This is a genomic window from Nakamurella flava (genome assembly GCF_005298075.1).
GTDB classification, from domain to species: domain Bacteria; phylum Actinomycetota; class Actinomycetes; order Mycobacteriales; family Nakamurellaceae; genus Nakamurella; species Nakamurella flava.
Window position 1 is genome coordinate 552,651 of sequence record NZ_SZZH01000003.1, and the last position, 25,181, is coordinate 577,831.

Consider the following 25,181-nt stretch of genomic DNA (forward strand, 5'->3'; position numbering starts at 1 on the left):
CGTGCGCTGCATCACACCGCCGGTGCAGCCGGCGGAGATGCCCTGCGACAAGGAGGTCCCATGGCCGAACCGCCCACCCCCGCCGCCGCGATCACCGCGGCCGAGTGGGAGTCCATCCAGGCCGGCGCCGAATTCGGCCGGCTGCGCCGCGCCGTCCGGTCCTTCATCTTCCCCACCACGGTCGCCTTCCTGACCTGGTACCTGCTGTACGTGCTGATGGCGGCCTTCGCCCGGCCGATCATGAACACGCAGGTGTTCGGCAACATCACGTTCGGGCTGATCTTCGGGCTGCTGCAGTTCGTCACCACCTTCGGCATCGCGGTGCTGTACGCCCGGTACGCGAACCGGAAGATGGATCCGCTGGCCGACGAGCTCCGGGACGACATCGAATCCGGCGTCACCACCGGCAGTGCCCGGGGCGCCACGGGAGGCGCACGATGAGCACGCAGGTGCTGGCCGACACCGTGCAGGTCGCCGCGGAGGCCGAGAGCAACCACCAGACCCTGACGATCGGGCTGTTCGCCGTGTTCGTCGCCGCCACCCTCGGCATCACCATCTGGGCCAGCCGGCAGACCCGCACCGCGGCCGACTTCTACGCCGGGGGAAGGTCTTTCACCGGTTGGCAGAACGGCCTGGCCATCGGCGGCGACTACATGTCGGCCGCCTCGTTCCTCGGCATCGCCGGGACCATCGCGCTCTACGGCTACGACGGGTTCCTCTACTCCATCGGCTTCCTCGTCGCCTGGCTGGTCGCACTGCTGCTGGTCGCCGAGCTGATGCGCAACACCGGCAAGTTCACGATGGCCGACGTGCTCTCGTTCCGGATGCGGCAGCGCCCGGTGCGGACGGCGGCGTCGCTGTCCACCGTGGTCGTGTCGATCTTTTACCTGCTGGCCCAGATGGTCGGCGCCGGAACGCTTGTCGCGCTGCTGCTCGGCATCACCTCGCCGACCGCCAAGAACCTGGTGGTCGTCGGCGTCGGCATCCTGATGATCGTCTACGTGGTCTTCGGCGGCATGAAGGGCACCACCTGGGTGCAGATCATCAAGGCCGTCCTGCTCATCACCGGCGCCGGCATCATGACGATCTGGGTGCTCGCCAAGTACGGCTTCAACGTCTCCTCGCTGCTCGGTGCCGCGGCCGAGAACTCCGGCAAGGAGGGCTTCCTGCAGCCCGGCCTGTACTACGGCAAGGAGGGCGCGACCACCTGGGCGACGATCGTCTCCAAGCTCGACTTCATCTCGCTGGCCCTGGCTCTCGTCCTCGGCACCGCCGGACTGCCGCACATCCTGATCCGCTTCTACACGGTGCCGGACTCCAAGACCGCGCGGAAGTCGGTCAACTGGGCCATCGCGATCATCGGCCTCTTCTACCTGATGACCCTGGTCATCGGCTTCGGCGCGGCCGCGCTGCTCAGCCAGAAGGAGATCACCGACCGAAACCCGGCCGGCAACACCGCGGCACCGCAGTTGGCGGAGGCGCTGGGCGGGGTGGGCACCGGGCTCGGCGCGGTGATGCTGTCGGTGATCGCCGCGGTCGCGTTCGCCACCATCCTGGCGGTCGTCGCCGGCCTGACCCTGGCGTCGTCGTCGTCGATGGCGCACGACTTCTACGCCAACGTCATCCGTAAGGGAAAGGCGACGGAGAAGGAGGAGGTCAAGGTCGGGCGGATCTCCGCGGTCATCATCGGGGCCGTCTCCATCGCCCTGGCCATCCCGGCGCAGAGCCTGAACGTCGCGTTCCTGGTCGCCCTGGCCTTCGCCATCGCCGCGTCGGCCAACCTCCCGTCGATCCTGCTGTCGCTGTTCTGGAAGCGGTTCAACACCCGCGGCGCGACCTGGGGCATCTACGGCGGTCTGGGCTCGGCGTTGTTCCTGCTGCTGTTCTCACCGGTCGTGTCGGGCAAGCCGGCCAATCCGACGACCGGGAAGTCGGCCAGCCTGTTCACCGACCCGTCCATCGACTTCCACTGGTTCCCGCTGGACAACCCCGGGCTCGTCTCGATCCCGCTCGGCTTCCTGTTCGCGATCGTCGGGACGCTCACCAGTCGTGAGCTGGACAAGGCCAAGTGGGCCGAGATGGAGGTGCGTTCGCTGACCGGGGCGCACGCCGAGAAGGCGGCCAACCACTGACCGCGCGCTGAGGCACACATCGACGGGACGCTGGTGCCGCTCCGGGACGCCCCCGGAGCGGCACCAGCGTCTTTCCGCGGTCGGACCGTTCCCCGGTCATCGGAACATCTGGGCAGATGACCAGACGACGGCTAGGCTCCCGCTGTCCGAGCGCAGGAGGTCCGATGCACATCCCCGACGGGTTCATCAACGCCCCGGTGTCCATCGCCGGGGGTGTGGTGGCGGCCGGACTCATCGCCATCTCGATCCGCAAGGCCGGCACCGCCCTGGACGACCGGGACCTCCCGCTGGCCGGCCTGGTCGCCGCGTTCGTCTTCGCGGTGCAGATGCTGAACTTCCCGGTGGCCGGCGGCACCAGCGGGCACCTGCTCGGCGGGTGCCTGGCCGCCGTCCTCGTGGGGCCGTGGGTCGGTGGTCTGGCCCTGTCCGTGGTCTTCATCGTGCAGGCCCTGGTCTTCGCCGACGGCGGGCTGACCGCACTCGGGCTGAACATCATCGTGATGGGCTACGCCACCTGCTTCGTCGGGTACGGCATCTTCCGTCTGCTCCGGCTGGCCCTGCCCCGGACGAAGGCGGCGGTCGGGGTGGCCTCCGGGCTGGCCGCCTGGTGCGGCGTGGTCGCCGCGTCGCTGGTCTTCACCGCGTTCTACGCGCTCGGCGGAGCCGGCGGGGCGCCGGTCGGCACGGTGGCCCTGGCGATGGTCGGTGTGCACATGCTCATCGGCATCGGTGAGGGCGTCATCACCGCGCTGACCGTCGGCGCCGTCCTGGCCACCCGGCCCGATCTGGTCCACGGAGCCCGCGACCTGGTGCCCGCCCTGGTCGTCGCCCCGCCGGCGACCGTGCCGACCGGGGACGCCCGGTGAGCCGCCGCTCCGGTGTCGGTCTGTTCGTCGGCCTCGGCCTCGCCGTCGCCCTGCTGCTGGCCCTGGTCGTGAGCCACTGGGCCAGCTCGGAACCGGACGGCCTGGAACGGGTCGCACTCGACCAGGGATTCGCCGGGCATGCCGCCGACTCGGCCGCGGCGGGCAGTCCGCTGGCCGACTACACCACCGCCGGCGTCGACTCGCCGTGGCTGTCGACCGGGCTGTCCGGGGTGATCGGGGTGCTGCTGTGCTTCGCGCTCGCCGCCGGGCTGACCGCGCTGCTCCGGCGCTCGCGTCGCCGCCGAGCGACCGGGACCGGTCGATCCTGAACGCCTTCCTCCCGACGACGAGCCCGGTCGTCCTCCTTCCGGCCCGTTCGAGAATGCCGTCGCCCGCCGGCGGGTGGGCGGCGAACCCTGCGGACACACCCGTGCACCGGTTGCCACCGGCGGTCCGGGTCCTGGCCACGGTGCTGTACGTCCTGGCCGTCGTGGCCACCCCCCGCGAGGCGATCTGGGCGTTCGCCGTCCACGCTCTGCTGCTCGTGGTGGTCGCCCGGGTCGCCGGAGTCCCGGCGGGTCGCTGGCTGCGGCGCTGTGTGGTCGAGGTGCCGTTCCTGGCGTTCGCGGTCTTCCTGCCGCTGGTCGGCTCCGCGCCGTACGTCGAGGTCGGGCCGGTGACGCTGTCCGAACCCGGACTGTGGGCGGCATGGGGGATCGCGGTGAAGGGCACCCTCGGGGTCGCCGCCTCCGCCCTGCTCGCCCTGACCACCACCGTGCCGCAGCTGCTGCAGGCCCTCGAACGTCTGCGGGTGCCCCGGGCCCTGGTCGCCATCGCCACCTTCATGGTGCGGTACGGCGAGGTGCTCGCCGACGACCTGCGCCGCATGCGGATCGCCCGGGTGTCCCGCGGCGACGACCCCCGGTTCCTCTGGCAGATCCGGGCGACGGCTGCGACCGCCGGGGCGCTCTTCGTCCGGGCCTACGAACGGGGCGAGCGCGTCTACGTGGCCATGCTGGCCCGCGGATACGGGTCGACCGCCGACGATCGGCCCGACCGGAGCGCCGTCCCCCGACGGGCCTGGCTCGCCGGCCTGACCCTGCCGGTCACGGCCGCCCTGGTCTGCCTGCTCGCCGCCGTGACCACGTGACGGGGCCGACCGGGTCGACCCGCGGCACCCTCGAGGTGCGCGGGCTGGCCTTCGCCTATCCCGACGGGCGGCAGGCCCTCTTCGGGGTCGACCTGACCGTCACCCCCGGGGAACGGGTCGCCGTCCTCGGACCCAACGGCGCCGGCAAGACGACGTTCGTCCTGCACCTCAACGGCACCCTCACCGCCGGGGCCGGCCAGGTCATCGTGGACGGCATCCCCGTCGCCAGGGACACCCTCAAGGAGATCCGCCGCCGGGTCGGCATCGTCTTCCAGGACCCCGACGACCAGCTGTTCATGGCCAGCGTCCGCGACGACGTCGCCTTCGGGCCCCGCAACCTCGGACTCCGCGGGACCGAGCTGACCACCCGGGTCGAGCAGGCGCTGCAGGCCACCGGGATGCTCGGCGCCGCCGACCGCCCGCCGCACCACCTGTCGTTCGGTCAACGCCGCCGGGTCGCCGCCAGCACCGTGCTGGCCATGGATCCCACCGTGCTGGTCCTGGACGAACCGTCGTCCAACCTGGACCCGCAGGCCCGCCGCGAGTTCGCCGACATCGTGACCTCGCTGGGGCTGACCACCCTGGTCGTCACCCACGACCTGCTGTACGCGCTGCAACTGTGCCCGCGGTCCGTCATCCTGGACGGCGGGCGGATCGTCGCCGACGGACCGACCGACCGGATCCTGCGCGACCAGCAGTTGCTGGCCGCCCACCGCCTGGAACTACCCTTCGGGTTCACCTGGCCCTGACGGCCCGTGATCACCGCCCCGGCGTCCGCCGGGAACCCGACGAGGAGGTCGACCGTGGCTCGGCTGCCGTTCCGCAGCGGTTCCAGCTGGTCCCTCGCCCGGCGGATCCTGGTGCTCCAGGCGGTCGTCCTGGTCGGGCTGGTCGCCGTCGCTCTCGCGCTGCTGCTGTGGGACGCCAACCAGGAAGCCGAACGGGCCACCGGGGACCGGGTCACCGCCATCGCCGAGACCGTCGCCGCCGACCCGACCGTCCGCCAGCAGATCCAGGACCGGACCGCCGGAACCGCCGGTCCGTCGGGCGTGCTCGAGCCGTACGCCGAACAGGTGCGGGCCAACACCGGGACCGACTTCGTCGTCATCATGTGGCCCGACGGAACCCGGCTGACCCACCCCGACCGCAACCAGATCGGCAAGCAGTACCTGGGAACCCGCGACGCCGCCCTCGCCGGGGGGATCGGCGTCGAGACGTACGTCGGCACCCTCGGCCCTTCGGTCCGGGCCATCGTGCCGATCACCGCCGCGGACGGGCAGGTGCAGGGGATGGTCGCCGTCGGCGTCACCGTCGAGCGGGTCGATTCGCTGACCGCCCGGCGACTCTGGCTGCTGGCCGCGTTCGCGGCGGGCGCGATCATCGTCGGCGTCATCGGGTCGGTGCTCATCGCCCGCTGGGTCAGGCGCCAGACCCTGGGCCTCGGGCCGCGGGAACTCGCCCGCACCTTCACCTACTACGACGCCGTGCTGGCCTCGGTGCACGAGGGCATGCTGATGCTCGACCGCAACGGCCGCATCGTCAGCGTCAACGCCCAGGCCCAGCGACTGCTCGGACTGGATCGGTCGGCGATCGGTCGCACCCCGACCGAGGCCGGGCTGCCGTCGCACATCACGGCGATCGTCGAGGCCGACGCCGGGTCGACGAGCGGCGCCGAGGAACTCGGGGGCACGACCACGTCCGACGAGCTGGCCCTGCTCGACGACCGGACGCTGGTCATCAGCCGCCGTCCGGTGCGGGTGAACGGCCGTCCGGCGGGGGCGGTGGTGAGCATGCGCGACCACACCGAACTGACCGAGCTGAGCGGTGAACTGGATCGCGTCTCCAGCTTCTCGGAGGCGCTGCGCGCGCAGGCCCACGAGTCGGCCAACCGCCTGCACACCGTGGTGTCGTTGATCGAGCTGGGGGAGACCGAGCACGCCGTCGAATTCGCGCTGGAGGAACTCGAGATGGCCCAGGCCCTGGCCGACCGGGTGCTGGACGGCGGTGGCAACCGCGCGGTGGAGGCGCTGCTGCTGGCCAAGTCGGCCCAGGCGGCCGAGCGCGGCATCGAGTTGGTCGTGCGAACCCGGGTGCTGCCGGCCGACCTCGCGCCCGACCAGGACCTGGTGACCATCATGGGCAACCTGCTCGACAACGCGATGGACGTCCTGGCCGGACAACCGGCCGGCCAGGACCGCCGCATCGAGGTCGCCGCGTCCGGGGTCGACGATCCGGCCGCCGGCTACCGCATCACCGTCAGCGACACCGGTCCGGGGATGAGCGCCGGCCAGGCTGCCGCCGTCTTCCGTCGCGGCTGGTCGACCAAGCAGGCCCGCGGCCCGGCCGGGGCCCGGGGACTCGGATTGGCCCTGGTCGCACAGGCCGTCCGCCGCTGCGGCGGCACCGTCGTCGCCCACCCGGGCCCGGGCGCGGTGTTCGACGTGTGGCTGCCGTACGACCGGGCCACGGCGGATCCGAACACCGTCCCTGGTTCCGCCGGATCGGATCAGCCCGTGGGAGGTCACCGGTGATCCGGGTGCTGGTCGTCGAGGACGAGCCCATCGCGGCCCGGGCGCACCGGGCTTACGTCGAACGGGTCCGGGGCTTCGAGGTGGTCGGGCTGGCGGCGTCGCGGTTGGAGGCCGAACGGGTCCTGGCCCGCGGCGGGGTCGACCTGGTGCTGCTCGACCTGCACCTGCCGGACGGCAGCGGCCTCGACCTGTTCCGACGGGTGCGGGCGGCTGGGTCGACGGTCGACGTCATGGTGGTCTCGTCGGCACGGGACGCCGACATCGTGCGGTCCGCGGTCGCCCAGGGCGCCGTGCAGTACGTCATCAAACCCTTCGCGTTCACCACGCTGCGCGACCGGCTGCTGGCCTACCAGGATTTCCGGCAGCAGGTCGACGACACCGGCGCCGTCGACCAGCTGGCCGTCGACCGGGCGTTGTCCCTACTGCGGGCGCCGTCGGCCGGGTCGCTGCCCAAGGGGATGACCAAGGAGACCCTCGCGGTGGTGGTCGGCGCGCTCCGGGAGTTCGGGGAGGCCTCGTCCGCGCAGGTCGCCGAGGTCCTGGGCGTCTCCCGGATCACCGCGCGCCGCTACCTGGAGCACCTGGCCGACACCGGGGCGGCCGATCGCAGTCTGCGGTACGGGCAGGTCGGCCGGCCGGAGACCCGCTACGGGTTGCGCCGGCCGGACGGACCGGACGGGGCCGACTGACCCGCCGGTGACGGGGCGGACCCGGCGGACGCGGCGGTCACCTCGGCCCGATGACGGCGGGACCGGCGCCACACCCGCCGCACCGTCAGGCACAGCAGCAGCCAGGCGATGCCGATCAGCCAGCCGGCCAGCACGTCGGTCGACCAGTGCACCCCCAGGTAGACGCGGGACAGGCCGACGACCAGCACGACCAGACCGGCGGCCGTGACGAACAGCGGCAGCCGCCGCGGATAGTGCAGCCACCCGATGTAGACGAGCACGCCCAGGGTGGCCGCGACCCCCAGGGCGTGCCCGGACGGGAACGACTCGCCCAACGCCTCGATGGCGTGGTCGACCACCGGCGGGCGCTGGCGACCGACGGTGGCCTTGCCCAGCCGGACCAGCAGGCCACCGCCACCGGCGGCCACCGCGACCAGGATCGCCTGGCCCCAGTGCCGTTTGACCAGCAGCAGGACGCCCACTCCGACGGCCAGCGCCGTCATCCCGATCGGCCCGCCGACCTCGGTGATCACGATCATCACGCTGGTCAGTGCCGGGCTGCGGTGGGCCACCATCCAGTCGAGCACCGGCTGGTCGATGGCCGAGAGCCCGTTGCGGTCGGTGGCGCCGTCGGCCAAGCCGAGGATGACCGCGGCCACCACGGCGAGCACGGCCCCGCTGATCAGCAACAACTCGGTGGTCCGGGGCGAGGACTGCCGCCAGCGGAACGCCGACACGGCGCCCAGGGCGATGAGGACGACGGCCCCGATGGCGTACGGCAGCCAGACGTAGCCGTACTCGAAGAAGACGTCGTCGTTGGCCGACTGGTGCACGTCGGCCAGCTGCTGCACGGCAAGCTGGTTCACCGACCCAGAGTGCCCCAACGGGCGGGTGGGGACTCGCCGGATCGCGGGTGTCGTCCGCCTCCGAGTGGTTTCCCGCGCCGTGCTCACGAAGTCCGGCCCGAGGTCTGGTCAGGATGGCGCCGGCCCGGTGACCACCGTGATCGCCCCGACCGGGCACTGGTCCGCGGCGTCGAGGACCGCGGCGGCGTCCTCGGCGTCCAGCGGTGCCCCGGTGGGGCGGGCCCGGACACCCACGAAGTCGAAGTGGCCGGGCGCGATGGCCAGGCAGAGGCCGGCGGAGATGCAGCGTTGTGACACGTCGACACGCCATTCCGCCGGGTCGCCCGTGCGCTGGTGCGCACCCATGTGGGGTCCCCGTCCGCGAGTCAGTGGGTGGCGGCGGCGTTGCGGGGAGCCGGCCAGTGCACACCGACGCTCGCCATGCCGGCCAGCACGTCCATCTCCGGGTTGGCGATGAGGACGTCCTTGAAGGACGGGCTGCCGACCACGACGTCCTTGAAGGAGCGGAGGAAGTCGTCGATCTCCCGCACCTCGCGCTCGGGCAGACCGAACTCGGCGTAGGCGGGCGTCACGATGTCGTCGAACAGCGCGTTCCAGTACTCCTCGGTGACCCCCATCCCGCGGTGCGCGGTGGCCATGTCGGGGCCGGTGTAGGTCTGCGGTCCACCCCAGTGCTCGCCGAGGAAGTCGATGAAGCCGTTGATCTCCTCCTGGACCTCGGCCTGGCTCTTGTGGTTCCAGATGTGGCCGATGGTGGGGTTGAGCATGGCCCTTTGCACGAGGGTCTTGGCCAGGAACGTGACGACGGGCAGGCCTCCCAGGCGGTCGTAGAGCGGGCGGTCGTCGGTGGCGGCGGGGACTGCTGCTTCGGTCATGGCCGAGACCCTCGGACCAGGACCGGCAACGCGTCAATGTGAGTCGACGCATTGGCAAGACATGTGACGTGGCGGCAATCCCATCGCGCTCCGGTCGGTGGTCCACTGGACGCCGTGGACGTCGACACCAGGGCCGTCCCCGCCCGCCAACGCCTCGAGTACTGGCACGAGAACGTCCGCGACCGTTTCGTCCCGCTACTGGTCGCCCCGTCCGATCCGCAGGTACAGGGGCGGATCCGGCACCGTGAGATCGCCGGCACCAAGGTGCGGCGTATCGCCGGCACGGAGCACGTGTTCCGTCGTCGCGAGGACGACATCCGGCTGGGTGGGGACCCGGACGAGCTCAACCTCCTGTTCGTCAACCGCGGCACCACGGTCGTCGAACAGGACGATCGGACGGCCGTCCTGACGCCCGGGGACTTCCTGCTCTACGACAGTGCGCGGCCCTTCGAGTTCCGGACGCGGGGCTCCTTCGACTACACCATCGTGCTCATGCCCAAGGGGCCGCTCGGGCTGTCCCGTGGCGGCGACACCGCCTGCACGGTCCGGCCGGGGTCGGCCCGCGACGGTCTGGCTGCGTCGGTGCGCCGGCTGGTGGAGTCCCTGGTCGTGGCCGAGGAGCCCGATGGCGAGCTCCGCACCGACCTGCGTCTGCAGGAATCGCTGCTGGGGGCGGTGTCCTGTCTGGTGCCCGCCGCCCGGTCCGGCGAGCCGCCCCGGGTTCCCGTCGCCCTGGTCCGGGCTCTCGTCCGGCGCCACTTCCGGGACCCGCGCCTGTCCCCGGCGACCATCGCCGCGGCGTGTGGCATCTCCGTCAGCTATCTGCACCGGGCGTTCGCCGGTGAGGAAACCACGGTCGCCGGCCTGATTCGGGAGGAGCGGCTGCAGGCCGCGTTGCGACTGCTGGTGTCGCCCGGGAGCCGCCGCGAGTCGATCGCCGCCATCGGTCGCCGGTGCGGATTGCCCGACGCGGCGCACTTCAGCCGCGCGTTCCACCGGCGGTTCGGCCTCTCGCCCCGCGACGTCCGGGACCGGTTCGCCCGAGCCTGAACGGTGCCCCGCCGGCGAGGGCGGGCGCCGGTCCGCAGCGCGGCCCCGCCGGGTGCGCGGGGTGCCCGTTACCCGAACAGGCCCTCCACGAACGACTTCTTGCCCTTCTTCTTCCCGGACTTGCCGCTGTGCTTGGCGTACTCGCGAGCTGCCGTCTTCAGCAGCTGCGCCCCGTCCCGCAGCAGGTCGTTCTTCCCGCCCGGGGCGGCGCCGCCACTGCCGGGCAGCAGCCCGGCCAGCGGGGACGACGACGCCGGGGCCGGCATGGGGGAGGGGGCCGCCGGCGCGGGATGCGGAGCCGGCGCAGCCGGGGGGCCGCCGGCCGCGAACCGGGCTTCGGCGGCCACCAAATACTCCAGCTCGCCGCGGTCGAGGAAGATCCCGCGGCACTCCTGGCACTGGTCGACCGTGACCCCGTTGCGTTCGTACTGGCGCATCACGTCGTGGCACTTCGGGCAGATCATGGTCATGCCCGACCAACGACCGGGGCGTCCGGGCGGTTCCGGACCGCACATCGTGCCTCAGGTTGGTTCGGGCCGCAAACAAGCGTAGAGTGGAACGTCGGCGCGCGTGTCGTGCCGTTGGGTGCTGCCCGGGTTCCCCCGGTTGTGGCGCCAGACCCTGTCGATTCGTCGGCTCGGCCGGATTCATCCGGTCGGCTGGCCGCGGCGTGGTCACGACGGCTTTCCCCTCGGGGAACGGAGCGGGTGCCGGTACTGAGACGAAGCGAAGTCTGCGGATTGCGGAGGACATGGGCAAGAAAGACGGGGCCATCGAGGTCGAGGGTCGCGTGGTCGAGCCGCTCCCCAACGCCATGTTCCGCGTGGAGTTGGAGAACGGGCACCGCGTGCTCGCGCACATCAGCGGCAAGATGCGGCAGCACTACATCCGCATCCTGCCCGAGGACCGCGTGGTCGTGGAGCTTTCTCCCTATGACCTCACCCGCGGTCGCATCGTCTACCGGTACAAGTGAGCCGCTGACCCCGGTCGGCAGCCAGTACCGCGCAGGACATCCGCCCCCACTCAAGGGCGGACCTGGGACTCGTCTCCACGACGGTCCCGGGTCGACCGGCTCCAGTTCCCAGGGAGACCGGTAGGGAGCACCACCGGAACCGGTGGTGCGTGGTCCGGCCCGTTCGGGCCGGTACTAGAGACAGGAACAGCAGCATGAAGGTCAACCCGAGCGTCAAGAAGATCTGCGACAAGTGCAAGGTGATCCGCCGGCACGGTCGCGTCATGGTCATCTGCGACAACGTTCGGCACAAGCAGCGCCAGGGCTGATTCAGCCCGGCGGCTGCCGCCGCAGCCCTGACCGGCCCGGGTCCGCCCGCCGGTCAGCCGGTCTCCACCGAGGTCCATCTCGGCGGGACCACATCACCATCGTGTCGCCACGGCCCGCCCCGGTTCACCCGGGACCGGGCCACCACCCCCGGTCCGCAGGCCGGGGCCCCGCCAACGGGGACGGCCCACGACCGACACCTGCGGGCGACACGAAGGAGAACGCGCCAGATGGCACGTCTCGTCGGCGTCGACCTCCCCCGCGACAAGCGGATGGAGATCGCGCTCACCTACGTTTTCGGGATCGGACGTACCCGAGCCCTGGAACTGCTCAAGGCCACGGGCATCAGCCCGGACCTCCGCTCGAAGGACCTCACGGACGAGGACGTCCTCGCCCTGCGTGACGCCATCGACGCCGCCGACATCAAGGTCGAGGGCGATCTGCGTCGCGAGGTCCAGGCCGACATCCGCCGGAAGATGGAGATCGGCTCCTACCAGGGTCTGCGTCACCGCCGTCACCTGCCGGTCCGTGGCCAGCGCACGAAGACCAACGCGCGCACCCGCAAGGGCCCGAAGAAGACCATCGCCGGCAAGAAGAAGGCCAGGTAATCCGATGCCTCCCAAGTCCCGTCAGGGTGCGGCCGCGGTCAAGAAGATCCGCCGCAAGGAAAAGAAGAACGTCTCCCACGGCCACGCGCACATCAAGAGCACGTTCAACAACACGATCGTCTCGATCACCGACCCGACCGGTGCGGTGATCTCGTGGGCCTCCGCCGGCCACGTCGGCTTCAAGGGCTCGCGCAAGTCGACCCCGTTCGCCGCGCAGATGGCGGCCGAGAACGCCGCCCGCCAGGCCATCGAGCACGGCATGCGCAAGGTCGACGTGTTCGTCAAGGGCCCGGGTTCGGGCCGCGAGACGGCCATCCGCTCCCTGCAGGCCGCCGGCCTGGAGGTCGGGGCCATCTCCGACGTCACCCCGCAGGCTCACAACGGCACCCGTCCGCCCAAGCGGCGCCGGGTCTGACGAGTCAGGAAAGGAAACCACTCTCATGGCTCGTTACACCGGCCCTGTCACCAAGAAGTCCCGTCGTCTGAAGGTCGACCTCGTCGGCGGCGACCAGGCCTTCGAGCGTCGCCCCTTCCCGCCCGGCCAGCACGGTCGCGCGCGGACGAAGGAGAAGGAATACCTGACGCAGCTGCAGGAGAAGCAGAAGGCCCGCTTCACCTACGGCGTCATGGAGAAGCAGTTCCGTCGCTACTACGCCGAGGCCGCCTCGCGGACCGGCAAGACCGGCGACACCCTGCTGCAGATCCTCGAATCGCGTCTGGACAACGTCGTCTACCGTGCCGGCCTGGCCCGCACGCGTCGGGCGGCCCGTCAGCTCGTGACCCACGGCCACTTCGAGGTCAACGGTCAGCGCGTCGACGTCCCGTCCTACCGCGTCGAGCAGTACGACATCATCACCGTGCGCAAGCAGTCGGCTGAGTCGTTCCCGTTCGAGCTGGCCCGCGCCACCTTCGGCGACCGTCCGATCCCGGCCTGGATGAAGGTGCTCCCCGAGTCCCTGACCATCCTGATCCACTCGCTCCCGGTCCGGGCGCAGATCGACTCGCAGATCACCGAGCAGCTGATCGTCGAGTTCTACTCGAAGTAAGGCTCCACCCGCGCGGATCCACGTCCACCCGACGTGGGTCCGCGCGGTCGTGCTCCACCCCCTGTGTGGCGTCATATGGCGGTCGCCACCTGATCGACCGGAGGTCGTTCCATGCTGATCTCTCAGCGCCCGTCCCTGACCGAAGAGGTCGTCTCCGAGAACCGTTCGCGGTTCGTCATCGAGCCCCTGGAGCCCGGTTTCGGGTACACCCTGGGCAACTCCCTGCGTCGCACCCTGCTGTCCTCGATCCCCGGTGCCTCGGTCACCAGCATCCGCATCGACGGCGTGCTGCACGAGTTCACCACCGTCCCCGGGGTCAAGGAGGATGTCACCGAGCTCATCCTGAACCTCAAAGAACTGGTCGTCTCCTCCGAGGACGACGAGCCCGTCACCATGTACCTGCGCAAGCAGGGACCGGGTGAGGTCACCGCGGCCGACATCGCGCCGCCGGCCGGGGTCGCCGTGCACAACCCGGATCTGCAGCTGGCCACGCTGACCAAGAAGGGCAAGCTCGAGATCGAGCTGGTCGTCGAGCGTGGCCGCGGCTACGTCCCGGCCTCGTCCAACAAGGCCGTCGGGGCCGAGATCGGCCGCATCCCGGTCGACTCGATCTACTCGCCGGTCCTCAAGGTCACCTACCGCGTCGAGGCGACCCGTGTCGAGCAGCGGACCGACTTCGACCGGCTGGTCCTGGACGTCGAGACCAAGCCGTCGATCACCCCGCGGGACGCGCTGGCCTCGGCCGGCACCACCCTGGTCGAGCTGTTCGGCCTGGCCCGCGAGCTGAACGTCGACGCCGAGGGCATCGAGATCGGGCCCAGCCCGGCCGAGGCCGATCACATCGCCGCGTTCGCGCTGCCGATCGAGGAGATGGACCTCACCGTCCGCTCCTACAACTGCCTCAAGCGTGAGGGCATCCACACCGTCGGCGAACTGGTCTCCCGGACCGAGGCCGACCTGCTGGACATCCGCAACTTCGGGCAGAAGTCGATCGACGAGGTCAAGATCAAGCTCGCCGGCATGGGCCTCGGCCTGAAGGACTCGCCGGCCGGGTTCGATCCCAGCGTCGCCGCCCTGGCCTCGTACGACGATCCGCAGTGGAGCGACGACGAGACCCCGAACTACGCCCCCGCCGCCGGCGAGGGCGAGCAGGACTACGCGGAGACCGAGCAGATCTGATCCGCCGGCCGGCGGGCAGCGGTTCCGTACCGCCGCCCGCCGGCCGTCTCCGTCCGCATTACGGGTCCACCCGCGCCGTCGGGTGGGCGGGACCACCGTCCCGAACTCGCACAGGAAGCACGTCGGCACCCGGGGGTTCGCCCCCGGGCCGCCGCCTTCACCCGCCCGGCCTCGCCGTTGGCGGACCACGACACAGACAAGGAAGACACCATGCCCCAGCCTGCCAAGGGCCCTCGCCTCGGCGGATCGCCGTCCCACGAGCGGCTGATCCTGGCCAACCTGGCCACCGCGCTCTTCGAGCACGGCCGGATCTCCACCACCGAGACCAAGGCCAAGCGGCTGCGCCCCTACGCGGAGAAGCTCATCACCACGGCCAAGCAGGACACCCTGCACGCCCGTCGTGAGATCCTCAAGACCGTCCGCGACAAGGACGTGGTGCACAAGCTGTTCGCCGAGATCGGGCCGTCCTTCGCGACCCGCGACGGTGGATACACCCGCATCATCAAGACCGCCCCGCGCAAGGGCGACAACGCTCCCATGGCGATCATCGAGCTGATCGGCGAGGAGACGGTGTCCGCCGCCGCCGGCAAGGTCGCCCGTCGTGCCGCCGCCTCCGGTGGGGACCGCTCGGCGCGCGTCGCCGCCTCCTCGGGCGCGGCCGCTGCCGGTACTCCGGCTGACGTCGTCGATCCCGACGCCGATCCCGCCTCCACCTCGGCCCAGACCGCGGCCGCCGGTGCCGAGGCTCCGGCCGAAGGCGCTCCGGAGGCCGCTGCGGCCCCCGTCGAGGCGGACGCCGACCAGGACGGCAGCTCGACCCAGGCCCTCGAGGCCTCGGCCGAGGACCCGGCCGAAGGTGCCGACAAGTCGGCCAAGGCCTGATCCCACGGTCATGCCGTACGACGAACCGACGGCCCGGTCTCTCCCCGAGACCGGGCCGTCGGCCTTTTCTGCTCACCCCCGCACCGCCCCGGCCGTCGGCGATCCGGTGACGCCGCTGCGCCTGCGGCTCGACATCTCCTACCAGGGCACCGACTTCGTGGGCTGGGCCGAACAGCCCGGTCGCCGCACGGTGGCCGGCGAGCTGCAGGGCGCGCTGGCCACGCTGCTGCGAACCCCGGGTCGGCTGGTGGTCGCGGGCCGCACGGATTCCGGCGTGCACGCCACCGGTCAGGTCGCCCACGTCGACGTGGATCCGTCCGCTCTGCTGGGTCTGACGCCCCGTGACCGGGCACCGGCCCACCTGGCGGGCGCGCTCGTCGGGTTGGTCCGCCGGCTGGCTGGTCTGCTGCCCGGCGACGTGCGGGTGCGCGCGGCCGCCCCGGCCCCCGACGGGTTCGACGCGCGCTTCTCGGCCCTCCGCCGGCACTACCGCTACCGCATCGGCACCGCCGACTGGGGCGTCGAACCGGCCGACCGCGCATTCGTCCTGGCCGTCCGGCGCGAGCTCGATGTCGATGCCATGGCGGCGGCGGGTGTCCGACTGCTCGGCCTGCATGACTTCGCCGCCTATTGCAAGCCCCGTGACGGGGCGACCACGATCCGCGAACTGCAGTCGCTCGTCGTCCGCCGGGCCCCGCTGGACCCGGCCGAAGTGGTGGTGGAGGTTTCCGCCGACGCGTTCTGCCACTCCATGGTGCGGTCGGTGGTCGGTGCGCTGCTCGCCGTCGGGCTCGGGCGGGACGACGTCGACGGCCCCCGACGCCGCTTGGTCTTAGCCGACCGGACGGCGTTCCCGGTGGCCGCGGCCCATGGGCTGACGCTGGTCGGGGTGGACTATCCGGCGGTGGGGGAGCTGTCGGTCCGGGCCGAACGCACCCGAGCGGTGCGGACGGTCGTCGCCGGCGAGTGATCGCCCGTTCGCCGGGTGAGATGTCCGAAGTGTCTCACTCGTCCGAGTGACGTCGATCGACAGCCAGTCATAGCGAGCGGTCAGGGTCGTACCCGCTTAGCGGACGAGCCCGCGGTCGGACGACGGATAGCCTGAACGGGTCTGGAAATTCACGCTATGACGACCGGCGAGCGGCGTCGTCCAGGGCGTCGGGCGGAGGGGAGACCGGGGTCGCCATGTCGCAGGAACCCTCGGTGGTGGACGTCGACCGGCAGAACGCGTTGATCGACGAGGCCGCGCACCAGGTGGTCGACCGGCAGATCGACATCCGGCGGGTCGACGACCGCGAGGAGATCGTCGAGGTCCTCACCGATCTTGCGGCCACCGCGCAGCACGAGGTCTGCAGCATGTTGCCGGGCGGACCCTATGAACTGGACTACCTGCGGAGTTCCTGGTCGACGGATGTCGCGACGCTGCACCGCGGGGTGGCGCTGAACGCGCTGTACCAGGGAAACGCCGTCCGTTCGCCGGCCGTGTTGCGCTACCTCACCGATTTCGCGAAAGCCGGAGCCCAGGTGCGGGTCTCCGCCCGTCTGGCCCACCGCACGATCATCGTCGACCGGGCCGTCGCCGTCGTGGGCGTGCAGGAGGACAGTCTGAGTGTGCCGTTCCTCGTCGTGCGGGAGCCGGCGATGGTGCGGAGCTTCCATGCGCAGTTCGTCGCCCAGTGGCGGGTGTCGCCGTCGGTGGGTGTGGGTCCCGAGGACGCGTTGGCCTCCGAGACCGTGCGCGAGACGCTCGAGATCCTGCAGCTCGGGGTGACCGACGAGGTGGCGGCCCGGCGGCTGGGCATCTCGGTGCGGACCGTCCGGCGTCGGGTGGCCGCGGTCATGGAACTGCTCGGGGCCGGCAGTCGCTTCGAGGCGGGGGTACGAGCCGCTCAGGCCGGCTGGCTCTGAATCCCGGTCCCGCGTGGAACGGAAGGCCGCGGAGCAGGTACCCGGTACGGGTTCGCCGGGTACCCGCTCCGTTCGCCGCTACTTGACGCAGAACCCGCAGGTGATCTTGCCCTGCGGAGCGGGCTTGGCGGCGGCCTCGCCGGCGATCGGGACGATCAGCAGACCGGCCGTGAGGGCGCCGGCGGTGAGCAACCGGGCGACGCGGCGGAACGGGCCGGACGTGGTCGGACGGGCGGTGGTGCTGACCGGTGCTGCGTTGAGCTCAGACATGACATTTCCTCCCCCGGCGGACCCCACCGACCCGCCTTGTCTCACTATGCGTGGTTGATTGGTTGCTGTGAGCAATATGGCAGGAAGTTGTCACCGAACGAGGTTGAATCACCACTCTCTGTCAGGAACCGGCCACCCGGTCGCCGTCAGGACGCTGGTGTGCGACAACTGGGCGGGCAGCAAGTGGTGGCGACAAGCGGAACGGTGAGACCGTCCGAAGCCCGTCGGGGGTGGAGTGCGTGAGGATTGAGGGAACGGACGACATGCCCTGGGTGCAGGGCTGTCCACCGTCCTCCGGATCGTGGTTCACCGATCCGCGCTGGGAACAGTGGGCGACGGGGGTGGGAGCCGGGTCCGTCGACCACCCGAGCTCGTCCCCCTCCGGAGCCGAGCGGCAACCGGGCGGACGCACCCTGGTCTTCCAGGACGTCGGCCTCGTCGGCGTGGCCGCCCGGTCGGGATGGATCGGAGCCCTCGACACGGTGCTCGTGGGTTCGGACACCGGTGTGCCCGGTTGGCTCGAGCAGCCCTACGGCATGGCCGGGTGGTCAGCGGACCCCCCGGAACCGCCGTCGAACGGGTTGCCCGCGGCATCCGGTGCCGAGGGGGATCGCCGGCCCGGTCACGGTGGCGGTGCTCCCGGCTCCGGTCCGGGGATCGTGCTGCGGGTCGGGGACGACCACGACCTCTCCGCCTTTCTCCGCGACGCCGACCGGGCGATGGACACCGGGTGTTTCGCCGGGCACCTCCTGCGTCCCGACACCCTGGTCGGCGACCTGTCGTCGTTGGGTGCCGACTTCACGGCGGCCGGACCCGACCACCGACTCTGGGTCGCCGCCGACGGGCGCGTCAGCACCTCGCAGTCCGGTGCCGACCTGGGACGGATCGAGGAGTCACCGGCCACGGTGACCGCACGCTGGCGGGCGCGCAACGACGGCGGGACGCGGCCCTGCGCGGTGGGCCTGGCGAAGGTGCTGGACGAGGGCGAACGGACCGAGGCGCTGGCCGACCGGCCCTGGCTGTCCCGATACCACGCGACCGTCCGCGCGATGCGCCGGCTGCGGGCGCGGGGTCTGCTGCCGATCGCCGCGTCCGGCTTCGGGCGTCGCCTGGACCGTCGAGTGGCCGCCGCACAGCCCGGCCCGGTCGTCGACGACGCCACGGCGCCGTTGCTGCTCGTGACCCGTCAGCAGGGACGCAATCGATACTGGGTCGCCGACCCCGTCACCACCCGTGGCTGCGGCATCGACGCCGCCGATGCGCTCCGGCTCGAGTACCTGCTGGCGTTCCGGTCCCGGTCGGGGGCCGGCATGGTCGACCCGTCGCCGGGCGCCCCCGGGCGATCCCCCCGAATAGCGCTGGACGATCTGATCGACCGTCTCGTCGACGACGAGATCTGCGCGCAATGGTTCTCGGCGCTCGAGCAGGGGGCCCGGCCCCTGCCGGTCGGCCGCCCGGTCTTCGGCTGACAGCGCGGCTGGCAGCATCCGGACATCCACCGGACGCGACCCGCCCCGCTCCCTAGTGTCGTTGTCGGAGGCCGGATCTCGCCGTGAGGGGTGGCGAGACGAAAGTCGCCGCGACACGGGACGGGGCCGTCCGGGCCCGCCGAAGATCTGACGGGAGTCGCGTCATGAGGTGGCCGTTCTTCCCGCGGGTCCCCGCGGACGCGGATGGTCCCGCCGCGACCGGTGATCCCGCCGAACCGACCGGTCGGTCCGGGGTGGTCCTTCCCGGTCACCACGACCCCACGACGCCCCGCCGGGGCGTCATCCCGGCGCAGGCGCAGGCGCAGGCGCGGGCCGAGCCGGACGCCGTGAGCGTGCTGGCGGATGCGGTGGTCGATGCCCTTGCGAGCGATGCGGACGGGCGAAGCGGCCCGTGGGGTGCATCGGCGGTGGCCGTCCTGGTGGATGCCCCGTCGGTTCCGTCGGGACCGCCCCTCTGCGGGGTGAGGGCGCCCCACGTCCGCCCCGCGGCCCGGCCGGTGGTGGACGAGCTGCTCGCCCGTCTCGCCCAGCGGGTACCGGTCCGTCGGGTGGTGACGGTCTGCACCGGGGCCGGCCCGGTGGACGTGCACGAACTCGACGCGCTCGCCGATCGCCTGGGCGGGGTCGACGCGGTGGTCGCCATCGGTGGGGGCCGGACGATCGACGCCGCGCGGGTACTGGCCGCGGGTGGTCGTTCGCTGGTCCCGCTCTACGCCGGTCGGGGGGGAAGCCAGTGCCTGCTACCGCTGGCCGCCGCGGTACCGCTGGTGACCGTCCCGGTCGATCTCCTGGCCGCATCCGCCGCCGGGGCGGTCGTCGTGGGGACGGACGTCGGCCGGCTGGTCCTGACCGGCGACGCCCTGCAACCCCGTCGGCGTCTCCCGCTGCCCGGAGCGTCCAGCGACCCGGAGCCGCGTGCAGCGGCGATGCTGACGACGGTGGGTCGTCTGCTGGGTCCCTGGCACGGCGCCGGACTGCCGGCCCCGCAGCGGGCCGTGTTCGACGTCCGGGCGCTGTTCGGTGCCGGTCTGGACCTGTCGCTGGACCCGGCGGCGGCCGCCGCGTCGGGAGCGCTCGCCCGGCTGGAGGAGTTGGGTCAGCGGGCCGCCCGGGTCGGTGGGCCGCCCGGCCGGCCGTGTTCCTGGTGGCTGTGGCCCGTCGCGCACGAGTGGGCGACGATCACCGACCAGTCGTTCGCCGTCGCGCTGGGGGCCTTGCTGCCACCCTGGTTGGCCGAGGGGTCGGCCGCCGGTCTACCGGGCGAGCAGCTCGACCTGTGGCATGAAGCTGCCATTCCGCTCCGGCCGTCCCGGCCGCCGGTCACACTGACCGCGGCCGACCTGCGGGTCGTCCTCCAGCGGGTCGACCGCTGGTGGCGCCCCATCGGCCCCGGCATCCCGGATGCCGATCAGGTGCACAGGATCTTCGGTCTCCGTCGGTGTTCGACCGCGTGAGTTCCGCAACGGGCCCGCAGGTAGGGGGGATGGGCCCGCTGGGGACGCGCCGGGCGCACCACCTGCCGTGGGGGCGGCAGGACGGGGACCGGGCATCGAAGTGACGTCGGCCCGACGCGGGGTGCGGGCCGACGTCCTCGGTGTGCTGTCATGAAGAACGCCCCGCGTCCCGGCCGGAGCCGGCTGGCCGGCGGTGACGACGAGTTTTGACCCCGCCCCGGTTCGGCGGGTAGTCTGATCAGTCGGTGTGCCGCGCGGCTGCTTGCCGCCTCGATGTGTTACCTGCTCCGGTAGGTGGCGTCCATCGAAATGGCGGCGTCGAGCAGCTCGATGGTCGAGTCGGTCCGTTCTGCGGATCGTCACGGTTCGGTCTGTGCGGCGCGGGATCGAGACATTCGGTCAGCACCCGGCAGGAACCAGGACAAAACAGCGAAAAGGCAGACTTCTGTGCGCACGTACAGCCCCAAGCCCGGCGACATCACCCATGCCTGGCACGTCATCGACGCCACCGACGTCGTGCTCGGCCGGCTCGCCAGCCAGTCGGCACGACTGCTCCGCGGCAAGCACAAGGCGATCTACGCGCCGCACATGGACACCGGCGACTACGTCGTGATCGTCAACGCGGCCAAGGTCGCGGTGTCCGGGAGCAAGCGCGAGAACGAGTTCCACTACCGGCACTCGGGCCACCCGGGCGGTCTGCGCAAGGAATCCGTCGGCCAGATGCTCGAGTCCAAGCCGGAGAAGCTGGTCGAGAAGGCCATCCTGGGCATGCTGCCGCACAACTCGCTGGGCAAGTCCATGGGCCGCAAGCTGAAGGTCTACGCCGGTGCCGAGCACCCGCACACGGCCCAGCAGCCGCAGCCGTTCACGATCGATCAGATCGCCCAGTAAGCGCCCCCGGAACAGACGAGAGAGAACCGTGAGCATCAATCCCGAAGAGTCCGCTCCGCAGGACGCCGACGTCGCCGAGACCGAACTGGTCGATGAGCTGGTCGAGCTGGTCCAGGCCGAGTCCGAGGCCGAGGTCGGCGACGAGGCCGTGTACGAGGAGTACCCCGAGATCGTGCCGACCGCCGTCGTGGTCGACCGCCCGATCCAGACCGTCGGTCGCCGCAAGGAGGCCGTGGTCCGCGTCCGTCTCGTCGCCGGTACCGGCAACTTCACGCTGAACGGCCGCACGCTGGACAGCTACTTCCCCAACAAGGTGCACCAGCAGCTCATCAAAGAGCCGCTGGTCCAGCTGGAGAAGGGCGAGACCTTTGACATCCACGCCAGCCTCGTCGGTGGCGGCGTCACCGGGCAGGCCGGTGCGCTGCGTCTCGCTATCGCCCGCGCCCTCATCGAGCTGGACGAGAACGACCGTCCCTCGCTGAAGAAGGCCGGCTTCCTCACCCGTGACGCGCGGGCCAAGGAGCGCAAGAAGTACGGCCTGAAGAAGGCCCGTAAGGCCCCGCAGTACTCGAAGCGGTAATTCGCTTCCCCGGACGGCGCGCACCTCGGTGCGCGCCGTCTTGGCATTTCTGGGCAATGATGCGGATCGACTGTCGGGCGCGGTGACCGACGCGAAAGGAAGTGCCATGGGGGGACGTCTGTTCGGGACCGACGGCGTGCGGGGGCTCGCCAACGCCGACCTGACCCCGTTGCTCGCCATGCGGCTGGCGACGGCCGCCGCACGGGTGCTGACCGAGGGCCGGGGGCCCGCGGTCTCCCGGGCCGTCTCCGTCGGCGCCACGGTGTCCGGGCGGACCGGTCGGGTGGCCGGCGTCCGGGTCGAGGAGGACCTGCAGCAGCCCCCGCAGCGCCGACGCCCGCTCGCCGTCGTCGGCCGTGACCCGCGGGCCAGCGGCGAGATGCTCGAGGCGGCGGTCGCTGCCGGACTGGCGTCGGCCGGAGTCGACGTGGTGCTCCTCGGCGTGCTCCCCACCCCCGCCGTGGCCTTCCTGACCGGGGACATGCGCGCCGACCTCGGCATCGTCATCTCCGCGTCCCACAACGCCATGCCCGACAACGGCATCAAGATCTTCGCCGCCGGCGGGCTCAAGCTCGAGGACGCCGTCGAGGACGCCATCGAGGCCCGCCTGGACGACCCGGGGGCGCTGCCCACCGGTGAGGGGGTCGGGCGGGTCACCCGGGCCGTCGACGCCGACCGGCGCTACCTGGACCACCTGCTGGTCGCCACGCCCAACCCGCTGACCGGCCTCAAGGTCGTCGTCGACTGCGCGCACGGCGCGTCGTACATCCTGGCTCCCGAGGTCTACCGGCGGGCCGGGGCCGAGGTGGTCGTCATCGGCGGCGATCCGGACGGGCTGAACATCAACGCCGGGGTGGGGTCCACCTACCTCACCGGCCTGCGCGAGAAGGTCGTCGCCGAGGGGGCCGACCTGGGCATCGCGCACGACGGCGACGCCGACCGCTGCCTGGCCGTGGACGCCAAGGGCCGGACCGTGGACGGGGACACGATCCTCGCGCTGCTGGCCATCTCCCTGCGTCGCCGCGGCAAGCTGGCGAAGGACACCGTGGTCGCGACCGTGATGGCCAACATCGGCTTCCACCAGGCCATGGCCAAGGAGGGCATCGCCGTCCGGACCACCGGGGTGGGCGACCGGTACGTCCTCGAGGAGATGCGGGCCGGCGGGTTCACGGCCGGCGGCGAGCAGTCCGGGCACCTGATCCTGTCCGACCATGCCACCACCGGCGACGGGCTGCTGTCGGCGCTGCACCTGATGGCCGCGGTCGCCGAGTCCGGTCGCACCCTGGCCGACCTGGCCACGGTGGTGACCAAGTTCCCCCAGGTGCTCATCAACGTCCGCGTCTCGGACAAGAACGCCGTGGCCGCCGACCCGGCCGTGGTCGCCGCCGTCAAGGCCGCCGAAGCCGAGCTGGGCGCCGACGGTCGCGTGTTGCTCCGCCCGTCCGGCACGGAACCGGTGGTGCGGGTGATGGTCGAGGCGGCCACCGACGAGCAGGCGCAGCGGGTGGCCGACGATGTCGCGGCGGTCGTCGGGAAGGTCTGAGCGAGGCGGCTCAGCGCAGGTCGACCCGGATGATGCGGTTGCCGCCCGAGTTGGTGGTGGTCAGCCACAGGTCGCCGCCGGTCGCCGGTTCGACCGTCCGCAGGCGGCCGAACGTTCCCACGAAGTACTGCTGAGGGTTTACCAGGCTGCTGCCGGAGATCTCGGCCCGGTAGAGCCGCTGACCGCGGGCGCAGGCCACGTAGACGGCCGAGCCGACCACGGCCAGGCCGCTGCACGACCCCTCGGAGGTCGGGTACGTCAGCTTCGGGGCGACGAGCCCGGCGTTGCCGCAGCCGCCGCCGGTGGCGACAGAGAGCATGCCGTCCGGGCCGAAGCGCAGCCGCCCGCCGGTTCGACCGTCCGCGGGCGGCCGAACGTGCCCACGAAGTACTGCTGAGGGTTCACCAGGCTGCTGCCGGAGATCTCGGCCCGGTAGAGCCGCTGACCGCGGGCGCAGGCCACGTAGACGGCCGAGCCGACCACGGCCGGGCCGCTGCACGACCCCTCGGAGGTCGGGTACGTCAGCTTCGGGGCGACGAGCCCGGCGTTGCCGCAGCCGCCGCCGGTGGCGACAGAGAGCATGCCGTCCGGGCCGAAGCGCAGCCGCCCGCCGTTGTGGAACTGGTTCCGTGGGATTGCCGGACAGCAGCACCTGGGTCGATAACGCGTCGAGGCTTCCGTTCGCGTACCGCATCCGGACGAGCCGGTTGTCGGTGGCGGTCGACTGCATGACGTACAGCCAGGGGGCGGTCGAGAAGTGCGCCGCCCTCGCCGTCGGTGGTGGCCGCGTTCGGGATGCTGCCGAGGACGGTCTGGGCGCCCGTGGAAGCGTCCGTCCGGACGATCTGCCGCGCGTCCCGACGGGAATACAGGATCGAGCCGTCCGGCAGGGCGACCAGACCCCAGGGAATGTCATCGTCCGTCGCGACCACGGTCCTCCCGCAGGAGCGACCTCAGTCACGGACAGCCGTGCGGGACCGCCGGACTACTCGACCGTGTCGGCGACCGCGTCCTTCACGACGCCCACCGGCTCGGGAGCGGGCTCCGGCTCGGTGGTGTCGATCAGCTCGGTACCGCGGACGGAGTCCTCCATCTCGTCGGCCAGCTGCGGGTTGTCGGTGAGGTGGCGCAGGAAGAAGGCCGACGCCAGCATGCGGGTGATCTGCTGGACCTTCTGGTCCGACTCGACCCCCATGAACGTGTTCGTCCAGTGCTTGCCCTCGGTCAGACCCAGATGGCCCGAACCCTTGACCACCCGCAGGACCGACGGACCGGTGCACGACCGCGCGATCCGCGAGCCGTCGGACTCGGCGATGTTGTCGGACTTGCCGATGAGATGCAGGCTCGGCGCCTCGACCAGGCCGGCGGCCTCGATCGCCGACGGGCGGGTCTCGGCGGCGGTCACCGTCACCACGGCCTTGATGGCGTCGTCCTTCGCCGCCGCGAGCATGGCGGCCCCGCCGCCGATGGAATGACCCATCACGGCCAGCCGACGCAGATCGCCCCGGACCCGGCCGCCGGCCAGCGACCCGGTGGCCACCCGGCGCAGCGCGGTCGACAGGTCGAAGGCCAGGCCCTGATGGGACGGGATCGGGCCGCGCTGGGTGTCCGGCGCGACGACGATGATGCCCCAGGAGGCCAGGTAGCGCATGGTGTCGGCGTACCGGTCGACGGGCTGCAGCCAGCCGTGCGCGAACGCGACCACCGGCAACCGGCGGCCGGACGTGGGGGCGAACACCAGGCCGGGTAGACCGGTGGGAGCCAGATCACCGGTGGCGACCCGATGGGGACCGCGGTAGCGGAAGTACTCCAGGGTCGGCCGCTTGATGCTCGGGGCGGGTCGGCGGGCCATGCGCTCCTCCTGGCGGTACGGACGGGGCAGCCCGACCGGGGGGTTCGGCCGGATCCGCCCT

General features: G+C 71.7%; 29 protein-coding genes and 1 pseudogene. 23 read left to right on the forward strand and 7 right to left on the reverse strand.

Features of this window, described 5'->3' with window-relative positions:
- Positions 1 to 60 precede the first annotated feature (60 nt).
- The 8 genes from FDO65_RS14340 to FDO65_RS14370 all read left to right on the forward strand — a co-directional run bounded on the left by FDO65_RS14340 (position 61) and on the right by FDO65_RS14370 (position 7,368).
- Entirely contained in the window at positions 61 to 441 is a 381-nt protein-coding gene (locus tag FDO65_RS14340) for a DUF485 domain-containing protein (protein ID WP_137450356.1), read from the forward strand.
- Complete coding sequence (locus FDO65_RS14345) at positions 438 to 2,132, forward strand: solute symporter family protein (RefSeq protein WP_137450357.1); 1,695 nt, start codon at positions 438 to 440, stop codon at positions 2,130 to 2,132. Before FDO65_RS14340 ends, FDO65_RS14345 begins: the two co-directional genes overlap by 4 nt.
- Before the next feature lie 164 nt (positions 2,133 to 2,296).
- Positions 2,297 to 2,998, forward strand: coding sequence for an energy-coupling factor ABC transporter permease (locus tag FDO65_RS14350; RefSeq protein ID WP_205850042.1), 702 nt, complete (start codon positions 2,297 to 2,299; stop codon positions 2,996 to 2,998).
- On the forward strand, positions 2,995 to 3,327 hold the full coding sequence (locus tag FDO65_RS22560) for a PDGLE domain-containing protein (protein WP_205850043.1): 333 nt from the start codon (positions 2,995 to 2,997) through the stop codon (positions 3,325 to 3,327). Before FDO65_RS14350 ends, FDO65_RS22560 begins: the two co-directional genes overlap by 4 nt.
- A 53-nt stretch (positions 3,328 to 3,380) precedes the next feature.
- Positions 3,381 to 4,148 (forward strand): cobalt ECF transporter T component CbiQ, encoded by a 768-nt coding sequence (gene cbiQ, locus FDO65_RS14355; RefSeq protein ID WP_137450358.1) that lies wholly within the window; start codon positions 3,381 to 3,383, stop codon positions 4,146 to 4,148.
- Complete coding sequence (locus FDO65_RS14360) at positions 4,145 to 4,897, forward strand: energy-coupling factor ABC transporter ATP-binding protein (protein ID WP_137450359.1); 753 nt, start codon at positions 4,145 to 4,147, stop codon at positions 4,895 to 4,897. The genes cbiQ and FDO65_RS14360 overlap by 4 nt, the downstream gene beginning before the upstream one ends.
- Before the next feature lie 54 nt (positions 4,898 to 4,951).
- Positions 4,952 to 6,679 carry a sensor histidine kinase gene (locus FDO65_RS14365; protein ID WP_166442194.1) on the forward strand — a complete coding sequence of 576 codons (1,728 nt, stop codon included), beginning with the start codon at positions 4,952 to 4,954 and terminating at the stop codon, positions 6,677 to 6,679.
- Positions 6,676 to 7,368 (forward strand): response regulator, encoded by a 693-nt coding sequence (locus tag FDO65_RS14370; RefSeq protein WP_137450361.1) that lies wholly within the window; start codon positions 6,676 to 6,678, stop codon positions 7,366 to 7,368. Before FDO65_RS14365 ends, FDO65_RS14370 begins: the two co-directional genes overlap by 4 nt.
- On the opposite strand, the gene FDO65_RS14375 is transcribed toward FDO65_RS14370, so the two are convergent.
- The 3 genes from FDO65_RS14375 to FDO65_RS14385 all read right to left on the reverse strand — a co-directional run bounded on the left by FDO65_RS14375 (position 7,326) and on the right by FDO65_RS14385 (position 9,088).
- Positions 7,326 to 8,213 (reverse strand): phosphatase PAP2 family protein, encoded by an 888-nt coding sequence (locus FDO65_RS14375; RefSeq protein WP_137450362.1) that lies wholly within the window; start codon positions 8,211 to 8,213, stop codon positions 7,326 to 7,328. The two genes, FDO65_RS14370 and FDO65_RS14375, sit on opposite strands and share 43 nt — an antisense overlap.
- A gap of 108 nt (positions 8,214 to 8,321) precedes the next feature.
- Positions 8,322 to 8,558, reverse strand: coding sequence for a 4Fe-4S domain-containing protein (locus FDO65_RS14380; protein WP_137450363.1), 237 nt, complete (start codon positions 8,556 to 8,558; stop codon positions 8,322 to 8,324).
- A 20-nt stretch (positions 8,559 to 8,578) separates the two neighbouring features.
- Positions 8,579 to 9,088: a group I truncated hemoglobin gene (locus tag FDO65_RS14385; protein WP_137450364.1), complete on the reverse strand. Its 510-nt coding sequence runs from the start codon at positions 9,086 to 9,088 to the stop codon at positions 8,579 to 8,581.
- Between the two features lie 114 nt (positions 9,089 to 9,202).
- Between FDO65_RS14385 and FDO65_RS14390 the strand changes: the two genes are divergently transcribed.
- The gene (locus FDO65_RS14390) at positions 9,203 to 10,138 is read left to right on the forward strand and encodes a helix-turn-helix domain-containing protein (RefSeq protein ID WP_166442195.1); all 936 of its coding nucleotides are present in this window, start codon (positions 9,203 to 9,205) and stop codon (positions 10,136 to 10,138) included.
- A gap of 68 nt (positions 10,139 to 10,206) precedes the next feature.
- Here FDO65_RS14390 and FDO65_RS14395 read toward each other — a convergent pair whose 3' ends face one another.
- Positions 10,207 to 10,608 (reverse strand): TFIIB-type zinc ribbon-containing protein, encoded by a 402-nt coding sequence (locus FDO65_RS14395; RefSeq protein WP_137450366.1) that lies wholly within the window; start codon positions 10,606 to 10,608, stop codon positions 10,207 to 10,209.
- Positions 10,609 to 10,889: 281 nt separating this feature from the next.
- Here FDO65_RS14395 and infA point away from each other — a divergent pair, with 281 nt between their 5' ends.
- The 9 genes from infA to FDO65_RS14440 all read left to right on the forward strand — a co-directional run bounded on the left by infA (position 10,890) and on the right by FDO65_RS14440 (position 17,040).
- Positions 10,890 to 11,111 (forward strand): translation initiation factor IF-1, encoded by a 222-nt coding sequence (infA, locus tag FDO65_RS14400; protein WP_015746488.1) that lies wholly within the window; start codon positions 10,890 to 10,892, stop codon positions 11,109 to 11,111.
- A gap of 194 nt (positions 11,112 to 11,305) precedes the next feature.
- Entirely contained in the window at positions 11,306 to 11,419 is a 114-nt protein-coding gene (rpmJ, locus tag FDO65_RS14405) for a 50S ribosomal protein L36 (protein ID WP_137450367.1), read from the forward strand.
- Between the two features lie 228 nt (positions 11,420 to 11,647).
- Entirely contained in the window at positions 11,648 to 12,025 is a 378-nt protein-coding gene (gene rpsM / locus FDO65_RS14410) for a 30S ribosomal protein S13 (RefSeq protein ID WP_137450368.1), read from the forward strand.
- A 4-nt stretch (positions 12,026 to 12,029) separates the two neighbouring features.
- Entirely contained in the window at positions 12,030 to 12,440 is a 411-nt protein-coding gene (gene rpsK, locus FDO65_RS14415) for a 30S ribosomal protein S11 (RefSeq protein WP_137450369.1), read from the forward strand.
- 25 nt (positions 12,441 to 12,465) lie between these two features.
- Complete coding sequence (rpsD, locus tag FDO65_RS14420; protein WP_137450370.1) at positions 12,466 to 13,071, forward strand: 30S ribosomal protein S4; 606 nt, start codon at positions 12,466 to 12,468, stop codon at positions 13,069 to 13,071.
- Between the two features lie 111 nt (positions 13,072 to 13,182).
- On the forward strand, positions 13,183 to 14,250 hold the full coding sequence (locus FDO65_RS14425; RefSeq protein WP_137450371.1) for a DNA-directed RNA polymerase subunit alpha: 1,068 nt from the start codon (positions 13,183 to 13,185) through the stop codon (positions 14,248 to 14,250).
- 210 nt (positions 14,251 to 14,460) lie between these two features.
- Positions 14,461 to 15,132 (forward strand): 50S ribosomal protein L17, encoded by a 672-nt coding sequence (gene rplQ, locus FDO65_RS23335; protein ID WP_137450372.1) that lies wholly within the window; start codon positions 14,461 to 14,463, stop codon positions 15,130 to 15,132.
- Between the two features lie 10 nt (positions 15,133 to 15,142).
- Complete coding sequence (locus FDO65_RS14435) at positions 15,143 to 16,102, forward strand: tRNA pseudouridine synthase A (RefSeq protein WP_137450373.1); 960 nt, start codon at positions 15,143 to 15,145, stop codon at positions 16,100 to 16,102.
- Positions 16,103 to 16,317: 215 nt separating this feature from the next.
- On the forward strand, positions 16,318 to 17,040 hold the full coding sequence (locus FDO65_RS14440; RefSeq protein WP_137450374.1) for a helix-turn-helix transcriptional regulator: 723 nt from the start codon (positions 16,318 to 16,320) through the stop codon (positions 17,038 to 17,040).
- Positions 17,041 to 17,118: 78 nt separating this feature from the next.
- Here the strand turns inward: FDO65_RS14440 and FDO65_RS14445 are convergent, their stop codons facing one another.
- Complete coding sequence (locus tag FDO65_RS14445) at positions 17,119 to 17,310, reverse strand: hypothetical protein (protein WP_137450375.1); 192 nt, start codon at positions 17,308 to 17,310, stop codon at positions 17,119 to 17,121.
- Positions 17,311 to 17,573: 263 nt separating this feature from the next.
- On the opposite strand from FDO65_RS14445, the gene mpaB reads away from it, so the two are divergent.
- From mpaB to glmM, 5 genes are all read left to right on the forward strand, one after another.
- Positions 17,574 to 18,779, forward strand: a complete 1,206-nt coding sequence (mpaB, locus tag FDO65_RS14450) for a daptide biosynthesis RiPP recognition protein (protein ID WP_205850044.1) — start codon at positions 17,574 to 17,576, stop codon at positions 18,777 to 18,779.
- A gap of 164 nt (positions 18,780 to 18,943) precedes the next feature.
- Positions 18,944 to 20,254, forward strand: coding sequence for an iron-containing alcohol dehydrogenase (locus tag FDO65_RS14455; protein WP_137450377.1), 1,311 nt, complete (start codon positions 18,944 to 18,946; stop codon positions 20,252 to 20,254).
- A 447-nt stretch (positions 20,255 to 20,701) separates the two neighbouring features.
- Complete coding sequence (rplM, locus tag FDO65_RS14460) at positions 20,702 to 21,145, forward strand: 50S ribosomal protein L13 (protein ID WP_137450378.1); 444 nt, start codon at positions 20,702 to 20,704, stop codon at positions 21,143 to 21,145.
- A 28-nt stretch (positions 21,146 to 21,173) separates the two neighbouring features.
- Positions 21,174 to 21,725: a 30S ribosomal protein S9 gene (gene rpsI, locus FDO65_RS14465; RefSeq protein ID WP_420847536.1), complete on the forward strand. Its 552-nt coding sequence runs from the start codon at positions 21,174 to 21,176 to the stop codon at positions 21,723 to 21,725.
- A 283-nt stretch (positions 21,726 to 22,008) separates the two neighbouring features.
- A complete protein-coding gene (gene glmM / locus FDO65_RS14470; RefSeq protein ID WP_420847544.1) occupies positions 22,009 to 23,268 on the forward strand; it encodes a phosphoglucosamine mutase in 1,260 nt (419 codons plus the stop codon).
- Positions 23,269 to 23,278: 10 nt separating this feature from the next.
- Here the strand turns inward: glmM and FDO65_RS14475 are convergent.
- Both FDO65_RS14475 and FDO65_RS14485 read right to left on the reverse strand, forming a co-directional pair.
- A pseudogene (locus FDO65_RS14475) lies at positions 23,279 to 23,572 on the reverse strand (hypothetical protein); the annotation flags it as partial.
- A gap of 681 nt (positions 23,573 to 24,253) precedes the next feature.
- Positions 24,254 to 25,120 carry a dienelactone hydrolase family protein gene (locus tag FDO65_RS14485; RefSeq protein ID WP_137450381.1) on the reverse strand — a complete coding sequence of 289 codons (867 nt, stop codon included), beginning with the start codon at positions 25,118 to 25,120 and terminating at the stop codon, positions 24,254 to 24,256.
- Positions 25,121 to 25,181 lie beyond the last annotated feature (61 nt).